This window comes from Larkinella rosea, assembly GCF_003858635.1.
GTDB classification, from domain to species: domain Bacteria; phylum Bacteroidota; class Bacteroidia; order Cytophagales; family Spirosomataceae; genus Larkinella; species Larkinella rosea.
On record NZ_RQJO01000009.1, the window covers coordinates 610,945 to 622,202 of the forward strand.

Genomic DNA, 11,258 nt, shown 5'->3' on the forward strand with positions numbered 1-11,258 from the left:
TTCATTTTAGCATAATTACCACATCTTTCCGGCGCGATTCGGGCGTCACAACCAACGATTCAATCGTGCCGTTTTTCAAAACCGCTTCAACCGTCGTTTGGTACGGCGCGTGGAGCTTGACGTGAACATCCCAGCTTTGAGGCCAGGCCGGAAAGAGGTAGATTTTTCGGCCGTCGGCCTGCAACAACATTTCCTGCAAACCAATCAGACCCGAACCGCCCCAGTTGTGATCGGGCGTCCAGTCGAAACCAGGTCCCCAGAAGGCGGGAAAACGACGACCGGAGTTGCCCAGCTTCAGCAGCGTCAGTCGGGCGGCTTCGTCGGTTAAACCCAGTCGGGCGGCAAAAATATTATCCTGCTTCCAGCCAACGTGACTTCGGAATTTCAGTGCATCCCGGTCGAATCGGTACGTATTGATTGCCGTATCCAGACCCGGTTTTCCAATTCCAAAAATGCCCCACGGAAAAACCGGGTACAGTTGGGGTGTCTCGACGTTGTTGATCCGTTCCCAGAGTTTGGCGGGTGCAATTGTCGGATGGTCGTCGAAGGACCGAAAGCTAATACCCGGAATCCGGTTGAGCATTTGATGCCAGAACGCCCGTTTTTCGCGGGTCAAATAGGTGTCGGGCAGTTCCAGCAATCGCGTCAGAACCGTGCGCAGGGCCGCCACTGTGGATGAGGAGTTGTAGGTCATTTTGTAGGTTTCGGCGGCCGATCCCGGATACAGAATCAGTTTATTTTCGCCATCGAACGCCTTGCTGCCCCGTTTTTTCGCCAGATACTGGTAATGCTCATTGAAAAACGTCAGACAGCTTTCGATGAACGGAATGTCGCCCGAAATGTCCTTTCCGGCGTAGCGCTCGGTTTCGAGCATCATCAGGCAAAATTCCAGAACCGTATCCCATTCGTATTCGAGCCAGGCGTTGTATTCCATGCCTTTGTCATAGCCCGCCGGACGTTTCCAGCCGTATTCGGCGGAGTTGGGCAGCCCGAAATTCTCAATCTGTTCCGTAAAACTTGCGCCCTTGTGTTGCCAGTAAACGGCAGTACGTATCTCCGCAGTTTTCAGGCTGTTCCGGTAAAAACCGAACTGTGGTTGCATCAATTCCCAGTCGCCGGTTTTCAGCATCGGCCAGTAGACCAGTCGTTGATTCTGGGCCGTATGGATGCCTCCGCCCCAGTTGCGAAAGTCGGGCGAAAACCGCATCGTCGAGTCGATCAGGGACGGGTCGTAGGTAAACAAACCGCCGTTGAACTTGGTCGGAAACTTCCCCAACGCGTTGCAGCCCAGCATGTACCGGAACAATTGGTAATTCTTGGCCACCTGCCATTCCGGCGAATTCGGAGCGTTTTCGATGTAAACGAAACTTCGTGCCCAGTAATCATTCCACCAGTTTTGGGTCGGTTTCTGAGCGGTTTTCGCCGACGTGACCGCTTCTTTTTTTACGGTTTCCAGCCCTTCTTTCCAATCCTCGACGCTTGCCGCCTGATCCGTGTGGAGACACAGAACCAGTTCATGTTTTCGTGAAGCGGTTTGGCTGACCAGCTTCCAGCCCTGAAATTCCGTATCCAGGTACTTGCCCTGATAGGTTCCGGCCGGTTTTAGACCGGAACCCGACAAACTTCCGCCGAACGTCAGATTGGACAACGGATTAAACAGTTGATTTTTAACGCTATCCAACCCCTGCTGCTGAACGGTTACGTCAAAGGCCGAGCGTTCAGCGCCGTTTCGGTGGTAGAAAAGCACTTCATTTTCATTGAATTGAACCGCATCTTTCAGCGTTTTGACCTCACCCGGTGGCGCCCATTTGTATGAATTGGCGTTGTTTTCCCGGCCTTTAGTGACGCGATCAACGTGCCGCCAGCTTTCAAACGAAGCTTCGGTTTTTACGGGTTTATTGCTGGAAACAGCGACGTGAATCACCGGGCGAAACACATCGACCCAAACCGTGATGTGCGCCGAAAGACCGGACTGGTTGCCGGTGATTTCAATATGGCCTTTGTTCAGCACCAGTTCCTGTTTGAACGTGCCGCCCGCTTCGAACGGATTGGGCGAAAGTTTCAGCCGAACGCGGCCCAGTTTCAAAACCGTATTGTTGTGATCGAAGGGGCCGCTCCGGGCGACGTAAAACAGCAGTTCACCGTTTTCCACCCAGACGTTTAATCCGATGTCGCCCCCGCCACAGGGCATTGATTCCGATGAATTTTTGCTTGGGCTGGTCCAGGTTTCATTGTATTGATTGATAGAAACCGGTTGCGCCAAACCGGTGGTCAGTGTGTTAAAAACCAAGGCGTTGACCAAGAGAATTATGGTTTTTAACCGGTTTTTGAAAGGACGAATGAGGAGCGGGCTCAAGGCTAATATGGTATAATTATGGGAGAAAATAGTAGAGTTCTGGGGCAAATTTACAGACTATATTTGTGAAGCTACGGGGATTGAATGGCTGATGAAAATAGACAGAAAAAAATACATACTGGTGTGGTTGATCGGACTGTTGCAGTCGGCGGTTTGTGGGGCTCAACCGGCGGTTTTGTCGACCGCACAACTGAAAAGCTCCGTCACCTATTTCAATTCGATCGACGAGGAAGCCGTTAAAAATTACGTTCCCAATGACCAGTCATTCAACTGGCTTTCCGAAAATATTCCGTTGTTCGATTGCCCCGATTCCACACTTCAAACCGTGTATTATTACCGCTGGTGGGCGTTTCGGAAGCACCTGAAAGAGACGCCCGAAGGTTTCCTTTTTACGGAATTCATCACGAAAGTCAACCACGCCGGCAAATACAATGCCGTCAGCAGTGCGCTGAGCCATCACATTTACGAAGGGCGCTGGCTGCACGATCCACAGTACATCGACGACTACATTGCGTTCTGGTTGTACGTCGATCCGAAACACACCGCTCCCCGGTTTCACGCTTTCAGCAGTTGGGTGGATGATGCGGTTTACAACCGGTTTTTGGTCAATCTCGACAAACCCTTTATTCAAAAAAATCTGGCGGCTCTGGATGCGGATTACCGCAAGTGGCAGCAGGAGAAGCAGGTAGCGAGCGGCTTATTCTGGCAATTCGACGTGCGGGATGCCATGGAAGAATCGATCAGTGGTTCGCGAAAAGAGAAAAACCGGCGTCCAACCATCAACAGTTACATGTACGGAAATGCCAAAGCGCTGGCGGAAATGGCGGCCCTCGTCAAAAATGATACGTTGAAAAACCGCTATCAGAAGCTGGCAACGGAACTGAAAAAACGGACGCTGGATAGCCTGTGGAACGAGGACGACCATTTCTTTGAAGTGAAATCTGAAAAAGGCGGTTTTGCGAACGCCCGCGAAGCCATCGGTTTCATTCCCTGGTACTTCAACCTGCCCGACGACAAACCGGCATACGCCCGGCAGTGGGACCAGTTGACTGATACGACCGGTTTTTCGGCTCCCTGGGGCATCACAACGGCTGAACGGCGTCACCCGCTTTTCCGGACGCACGGTTCTGGCCACGGCTGCGAATGGGACGGTCCGGTCTGGCCGTTTGCAACGACCCAGACGCTGAAAGGCTTGTCGAATCTGCTCACCAATTACCGGCATCATGCGAGTATGACCAAAGCGGTTTTTTACGACGAATTGCTGAAATATGCGCACTCGCACACCATGAACGGAACGATTTACCTGGGCGAATACCAGGATGAGAAAACCGGCGAATGGCTGAAAGGCGACAATCCGCGCAGTAAATTCTACAACCACTCCGGTTTTGCTGATCTGATTATCAATGATTTAATTGGCCTGAAACCCCGCGCCGACGACGTGCTGGACATTCAACCGCTGGTTCCCGACCAGTGGGAGTGGTTTTGCCTGGACAATGTGAAATACCACGGAAAGATCCTGACGATTCTGTACGACAAAACCGGCAAACACTACGGGAAAGGCAAAGGCTTTCGGGTGTTTGCAAATGGCAAGGAAGTGATTCGGGCCGGGAAAGTGGAGCCGGTTTCAGTCAAGCGGTTTTGAGGAGTTGGATCGGAACACGGATTAAACAGATCAAAACGGAATAAATCCGTGAGAACCCGTCCCATCCGTTAAATCCGTGTTCCGATCAAGCTTTAACCAGCAACGATTTCGACTTATTCAGATACTGGCGTTTGTATTCCAGCGGGGTTACGCCGGTAACTTTTTTAAAGTGGCGGTAAAAGTTCGAAACGTTGTTAAAACCGCAATCGAAACAGATAACCTCGGTCAGGGTTTTACCTTCGATCAGCGCCCGACACGCGTGACTGATGCGAATTTCGATCAGAAAATCGTAGTACGTTTTGTTGGTCATCAGCTTAAAATACCGGCAGAACGAGGTGACACTCAGGTTGCTGATGGCTGAAATTTCTTCCAGCGAAATCTCTTTTTTGTAGTTGGTCAGGGTATAGTTACAAACCGTATTCAGGCGCTGGGTGTCCGTCTCGTCCGACTGGTAAAAAACCGCCCGGCCGTTCACAATTAGTTCGTATTCATCCGTTTCAGCCAGCGTTTGCAGGATCGAAAGCAGGATAATAATTTTGTCGAGATTGGTCGCATCGAGTGCCCGGTGCATTAGTTCTGCCAATTTTTTATTGGCCTTTCCGGTGATGACCATGCCACTTTTGGCTTTCTCGTAAAGCTTGGGAATTAAATACGCTTCCGGTAATTTTAATAAATCATCTCCCAGGCAATCGGGCAGAAACTGGATGACGATAACTTCAATGCCTAAATCAGGGTCGTTGTTAAAATATTCTTTTCCGCTGCGCCAGGTATGCGGCAAATTCTCGCCCACTAATACGATTTCGCCCGGTGAAAAGTTGGCAATTTTATCCCCGATAAACCGGACCCCTTCTCCCTTGATAATATAATGTAATTCAAGTTCGGGATGGTAATGCCAGATGTTTTTAAAATGCGGTAACGTAACGTGCCGGATGGTAAATGAGCTTTCCAGTTTATCCGTTACTTTTCGAAATAATGGCTTCATGGTATTGAGTGATATGAATCAATAGATCTGGTAACGCGGCAACTTTCATCGGGTCAATTCACTGACTGACCGCCCCAGCGGTTTTTAACGCCATTTTCGGGGCAACTAGTAACCGTTTCCGTTTTATCCTGACTTTCAGAAGCGAACCTCAAGTCATCGCCTGACTCCCGACCGGTTTTTCCGGCTTCCTGGATGCTAACGCGTTCGTTTCGGCAATCTATATACAAAAATAAAAGAAATAACTCCAATAATTCCTATTTAGCCCATGATAACTTCCTATAATAAATTGGCAAAAAAATGCAGCTATGCCCTAGAAATGTACCATATTTTTGTAGAGTATTATAGAAAAATAGAGTTTATTCCCGCTAAAGTCTTCTTTTAACGCGTCTATTTATAGACTGCGTAGCACCCTTTCGGGAAAAACGGGAATTCGCAAATACCGGGCTATTTCTAACCTTTTTATCGATTCACACCTGACCCCTATGACACCAAAAATTATTGCATTGAGTAGTTTGATCTGTCTGCTGGGCGTGGTTTCCGCCCGGGGGCAGCAAACGGCAAAAGCAAGCGAAGATTCCGCGTATAGGCATGTCGTTGCCGAGCGGGCTGCTAAAATTGTTGCTCCGCTGGAACTTACCAACCCGTCCGTTAAGGCGCGTGTTCAGGAGCGGATTGCCCGTCAGTATCGCGACCTGAATACGCTTCACGAATCCCGGAAAGACGCGATTAAAAACCGAAAAAAAAACGCGTCAACCGAAGATTTAGAAGATGAAAAAAAACGGATTGAGTCCGAAACAACTGAGCAATTAAAAAGGCTTCATGCTGCATTCCTTGCTGATTTATCCGCTGATTTAAATGACCAGCAGGTAGATCAGGTAAAAAATGGAATGACGTATGGTGTTCTGCCCATTACCTATAAGGGATATCAGGCGATGTTACCGGATTTAACTGATGAACAAAAAAAGCAGGTGTTGGCGTATTTAACCGAAGCGCGGGAACGGGCTATGGATGAGGGGTCTTCGAAGGAAAAACACGCGATGTTTGGGAAATACAAGGGCCGGATCAACAACTACCTGTCGGCGTCCGGAATTGATATGAAAAAGGCGAGCAAAGCGTGGGAAGAGCGGATTGCCCGCGACGCCCAAAAATCCAACGAATAGTCCCGATCAACCTATACCAAACTCTATCTTCCAATCCTTTCGACACCATGAAATCGGTTTTACGACCCAAAACAATGCGCATCGGCACGGGTCAGCTCTTCGCTGCGCTGCTGCTCGGATGGCTGCCCGGCGCGTTTTGCTACGCCGGATCCAGCGGAAATGCTGCGGTGGTTTCACCTAAATCCGCTGCTCCGCTGGAAAATATCACAGGAACCGTGAAGGACGCCAAAGGCGAACCCCTGCCGGGCGTTAACGTCCTGATCAAAGGAACGAAGACCGGTACGGTTTCGGACATCAAAGGAATGTTTCGGCTGAATCTGCCCAAAGGTGATGAAACGCTGATTTTCAGTTACATCGGTTTTAAAACGCAGGAGGTTCCGGTGAAAGGCCGGACGACGTTTGAGGTGCAACTGGAGGAAGATGCCGCTTCGCTGAGCGAAGTCGTGGTCGTTGGTTACGGGGTTCAGAAGAAGGTGAGCCTGACGGGCGCGGTGGCCACAATCGATATGAAAAACGTGCAGGATTTGCCGGTCAATAGCCTGTCCGCTGCGCTGGTCGGTCAGATGCCGGGCGTGGGCGTTTCGGGCGGAACCAGCCGGCCGGGTGAAAGTGCGCAGATTACGGTTCGAAACCCGATTATTTTATCAAAAGACGGCGGGACGCTGCGGCCGTTGTACGTGATCGACAATGTGGTTCGGTCGGAGGATGATTTCAACGCGCTGGACGTTTCGGAAGTCGAAGCCATTTCGGTGCTGAAAGATGCAGCTGCCGCTATTTACGGGGCGCGTTCCAACCAGGGCGTGGTGGTCGTGTCAACGAAGCGTGGGAAATCCGGCGCTCCCAAGTTCAGCTACAGCGGTTCGACCGGTATTTCGGACGCCAAGCTGCCGACGATGATGAACGGGTTTGAGCAGGCGACGTACCTGAATGATTTGAATTTTGCCGCCGGAAAAACCGCTACCGATCCGCTGATTTACACGCCTGACGAACTGGCTCACTTCAAAAGCAACAACACCGACTGGCTGCGGCAGGCCTGGCAACCCTCTACTGTTCAGCGACATGCGTTGAATGTCAGTGGTGGAAATGAGAAAGCGACTTATTTTGCGGGGGCTTCGTACAATGCGCAGAATGCGAATTTCGACAACATCAACTCGGGGAAGTGGACGTTCCGGGCGAGCGCGGATATGCAGGTGAATAAGAACCTGAAAGCCGCCCTTTCACTCAGCGGGGATCTGTCGGACAAGCGGATGTATTACCTGAAACAGGGTGGCGAAAATCCGGAAAACGACATGAAGAGCCTGCTCTATACACCCCAGTTTGCCGCGCCGTATGTGAACGGATTACCGGTATTGTTGTCGAACGGCGGGGCCAACGATTTCGGGGCTTTTCACTTTTTCGAAGTCCAGAAATCCAACAACTACACCCAGACCCGCAGCAGTGGCCTGAATGTAACGGCCAACCTGGATTATTCCGTTCCGTTTGTAAAAGGGCTGAAAACCAGGTTGTTGTACAGCCGGACGTTCGATAATACGTTTGGAAAACAGTATGGCACGAAATACAACGTGTATAGTTTTTCGATGCTGGGCGACCACAAACACATTTACGGGGGCGATGTCTTGAAGATCGTGACTCTGAACAACGGCGACCGCGTGCGGGCGAATCCCGGTTACATCGATACGTATCAGTTGAATGGCTATTTGAATTACGACCGGCAGTTTGGCAAGCACCAGATTTCGGCCATTGCCTTCTTCGAACAGTCGGAAACCCACGCCGATAATATTGCTGCAATGGCCGAGGGCGTGATTATTGGCGGCCTTGACAACATGCGCTACGCCACCGGCACGCAAACCACCACCGAAACCGAAACGGAAGTGGGTTTTCTGTCCTACGCGGGTCGGCTCAACTACAACTACGCCAACAAATATTTCTTCGAAACCGCCATCCGGTACGACGCTTCCACCAAGTTTGCACCCGAATACCGCTGGGGCCTTTTCCCTTCGTTCTCAGCGGGTTGGGTGATTTCCGAAGAACCCTTTTTCCGGTCGGGCGTTCGCTGGGTCGATTTCCTGAAACTGCGCGGATCGATCGGTTTTCTGGGTGGAGACGCTACCAAACCGTATAACTGGCTGACGAGCTACGGTATTCAGACGGGGAAAGGTGCGGTTTTTGGCGGGAATGCCGACCGCCCGCTGACCGTGGTGCCCGGCAACGCGATGGCCAACCGGGGCGCGCGTTGGGACGACAACACCAAGTATAACATTGGAATCGATGCGCAATTCCTGAAAAACCGCCTTTCGTTCACACTGGATGCGTTTTATGACCATCGCTACAACATGCTGACCTCGTTGACCTCGTCGGTTCCGCTGCTCGTTGGGGCCACGTTGCCGTCCGAAAACTACGCGACGGTCGACGGTTTTGGAACCGAAATTTCGCTGGGCTGGAGTGATAAAATCACCAGCGACTGGTCGTACAAAGTCAACGGTTTCTTCACCTGGAGCGACAACAAGCAGATCAAGGTGGACGTCGATAAGGGCAAAATCGGCACCTTCGAAGATCCGCTCGGAAAATCGTCGGATCTGGGTTTCAAAGGGTACAGGTACCTAGGCATGTTCCGGACGCAGCAGGACGTGGACAGCTACCTGGAAAAACACCCGGGCTATACGCTTTTCGGGGCGGCACCCAAACCAGGGATGCTGTATTACGAAGACGTCCGCGGCCCCAAAGATGCCTCAGGTCAATATACGGCACCAGATGGCAAAATCACCGACGCCGACATGCAGTTCCTGACCCGAAAAGCCAGTAACCACTACGGTTTTGGCTTCAATTTCAGCACGAGTTACAAAGGGTTCTCCATCGGGGCGGTCATCAGCGGTTCGTTTGGCGGGCAGGACGCTGTCGAATCAACAGCCCGGTCACAGGCGACGGCAACTTCCAATCGCCCGCAGTTCTGGGCGGATCACTGGACGCCCGAAAATCCAAATGCAATCTATCCAAGCCCTTATTACAAAGATACTTACAACATCGATTCGGATTTCTGGTTTCGCAGTTCCACCCAGGTTTCGATTCGTAACTTCAATGTTTCCTACGGTTTGCCCGCCGGTTTCAGCAGCAAACTGGGGCTGAATAATGTGCGGGTGTACCTGGTCGCGACCAACCCGCTCAATCTGTACAATCCGTACGATTACAAGACCTATTCGGGCAACTACGATGCGTATCCGGTTTTGCGTTCCTTCTCATTGGGTTTAAATCTGGGCCTGTAACCTTCTACACCATGAAACTTTCATATAAAATCCTGGCCATTTTCTGTGCGTCGCTGGCGTTGACCAGTTGCAAGGATGTGCTCGATAAAACCGATCTGACGTCAACCAGCGGAGTACTGATTTATAACGATTCGACGCTCACCCAAATGAACCTCGACTACGTGTACGATCAGAATTTGCCGACGGGTATTCCGACGCTGGGGCCGGGCAGTCCGAGCGTCACCAGCCTGACGGATGAATCGTTCGGAGAAAGCAAATTGCTGGAAGGGACACTTCTGGTTAACGAAGTTGGGGATTTCGGAACATCGCTGGACGTCAAAAATAACTACGGAAAAATCCGGGTGATCAACATGTTTCTGAGTGATACGAAAGCCGGAAACTTGCCGCCGTACACCAAAAACAAGCTTCGGGCGCAGGCTCAGTTTTTCCGGGCCTGGCGGTATTTCGATCTGGTGCGCTTGTATGGCGGGGTGCCGCTGGTGATGACGCCACTGGCAGCGGTTGGCGTTGAAGCGCGCGACCAGGCTTTTCTGCCGCGGAACTCGACCACCGAAACCTTTGCCGCCATCGTGAAAGACCTGGATTCGACCATTGCCTCCGTACCGGGCCGCTGGAGCTCGTCGGCTGATTGGGGGCGGATTACCAAAGGCGCGGCCGCAGCCCTGAAAGGCCGGGTTTTGCTGACGGCTGCCAGCCCGCAGTTCAACCCGAACGATGAGGTGTCGCGGTGGCAGACTTCGTATGACGCTAATAAACAGGCGTTTGATGTGCTGACAGCCAGTGGATACGGCCTGCATTCGTCCTTCGATCAGCTCTGGTTTCAGGAGGTCAATAACCCCGAAGCGGTTTTTGTGACGGGCTACAATACCGCAACGGGCGATCAGACCCGGAAGAATAATGGCTACGACAATGCGACGCGGCCGTCGTATACCGGAACGGGCGGAGGATCTAATCAGCCGTCGTGGGAAATGGTGAAGGCGTTTCCGATGCTGGACGGCAAAAAACCGGGCGAGTCGACCAAATATGCCTATACCGACCAGTTGTTTTTCAAAAACCGGGACCCGCGTTTTGATAAAACCATTGCCTATAACGGCGTGACCTGGCCCCTGAACGGGAGCAATTCCTACAAACTCTGGACCTATTTTGTGGGCGGAAAAACCGTGGAGCCGAAAGCAACAAACACTGGTTTTTACACCCGAAAAGCCGTTAATCCGACGCCGGCCATTGGTGATGTGCAGTTTTCGGGCACCGACTGGATCGAAATCCGGTTCGCAGAAGTGTTACTGAATCTGGCCGAAAGTGCCGTTGGAATTAACAAGCTGGATGAGGCTTACACGCAACTGAAAGCCATTCGCAAACGGGCGGGCCTTGAAGCCGGAACCGACGGTTTATACGGCCTGAAAGCCAACATGACGCGCGCCGAACTGTTCAGTGCCATTCTCTACGAACGCCAGATCGAATTTGCGTTTGAAGGCAAGCGGTTCTATGATCTGCGTCGCTGGAAACTGATCGAAAAAACGCTGAACGGCACCAGGCGGACGGCAGTGACGATTAATCTCAAAACAACCGGTGTTCCGGCGGATTTTGCCAACACCCGCGACAACGTCAGTCTGGAGCAGGCCTATACCAACTATTTTACGCTGGAATTCAAACCGTTGGATACGAAGTACAGCATCAACTGGAAACCCGAATATTACTTCTTCGCGATTCCGCAAACTGCCATCGACAACAATCCCAAGCTGATCCAGAACTCGACCTGGGGCGGGGCGTTTGATCCGTTGAAGTAAGACACAGAAAGAAATTTGTGTTGTAACAGCCTACGGTTTTAACCGTGGAACATAGTGAAATACGTTCTTCA

General features: G+C 51.4%; 6 protein-coding genes. 4 read left to right on the forward strand and 2 right to left on the reverse strand.

All coding sequences use genetic code 11. The features are described 5' to 3' along the window. Position 1: 1 nt before the first annotated feature. A complete protein-coding gene (locus EHT25_RS18445; protein WP_229311632.1) occupies positions 2-2,302 on the reverse strand; it encodes a DUF5703 domain-containing protein in 2,301 nt (766 codons plus the stop codon). A gap of 175 nt (positions 2,303-2,477) precedes the next feature. On the opposite strand from EHT25_RS18445, the gene EHT25_RS18450 reads away from it, so the two are divergent. Continuing rightward, entirely contained in the window at positions 2,478-3,998 is a 1,521-nt protein-coding gene (locus tag EHT25_RS18450; protein WP_229311633.1) for an MGH1-like glycoside hydrolase domain-containing protein, read from the forward strand. Positions 3,999-4,083: 85 nt separating this feature from the next. On the opposite strand, the gene EHT25_RS18455 is transcribed toward EHT25_RS18450, so the two are convergent. Continuing rightward, positions 4,084-4,980 carry an AraC family transcriptional regulator gene (locus EHT25_RS18455; RefSeq protein ID WP_124876602.1) on the reverse strand — a complete coding sequence of 299 codons (897 nt, stop codon included), beginning with the start codon at positions 4,978-4,980 and terminating at the stop codon, positions 4,084-4,086. 482 nt (positions 4,981-5,462) lie between these two features. On the opposite strand from EHT25_RS18455, the gene EHT25_RS18460 reads away from it, so the two are divergent. From EHT25_RS18460 to EHT25_RS18470, 3 genes are read left to right on the forward strand one after another with little or no spacing between them, the layout of a single operon-like run. Continuing rightward, positions 5,463-6,140, forward strand: coding sequence for a DUF3826 domain-containing protein (locus EHT25_RS18460; RefSeq protein WP_124876603.1), 678 nt, complete (start codon positions 5,463-5,465; stop codon positions 6,138-6,140). A gap of 47 nt (positions 6,141-6,187) precedes the next feature. Then, on the forward strand, positions 6,188-9,400 hold the full coding sequence (locus tag EHT25_RS18465; protein WP_124876604.1) for a SusC/RagA family TonB-linked outer membrane protein: 3,213 nt from the start codon (positions 6,188-6,190) through the stop codon (positions 9,398-9,400). An 11-nt stretch (positions 9,401-9,411) separates the two neighbouring features. Next, positions 9,412-11,187 (forward strand): RagB/SusD family nutrient uptake outer membrane protein, encoded by a 1,776-nt coding sequence (locus EHT25_RS18470; RefSeq protein ID WP_124876605.1) that lies wholly within the window; start codon positions 9,412-9,414, stop codon positions 11,185-11,187. The last annotated feature ends 71 nt before the right edge of the window (positions 11,188-11,258 follow it).

Excerpts from the sequence above, each read along its gene's own strand:
- EHT25_RS18455 (WP_124876602.1), bottom strand. The coding sequence starts at position 4,980 with ATGAAGCCATTATTTCGAAAAGTAACGGATAAACTGGAAAGCTCATTT.
- EHT25_RS18460 (WP_124876603.1), top strand. The coding sequence starts at position 5,463 with ATGACACCAAAAATTATTGCATTGAGTAGTTTGATCTGTCTGCTGGGC.
- EHT25_RS18465 (WP_124876604.1), top strand. The coding sequence starts at position 6,188 with ATGAAATCGGTTTTACGACCCAAAACAATGCGCATCGGCACGGGTCAG.
- EHT25_RS18470 (WP_124876605.1), top strand. The coding sequence starts at position 9,412 with ATGAAACTTTCATATAAAATCCTGGCCATTTTCTGTGCGTCGCTGGCG.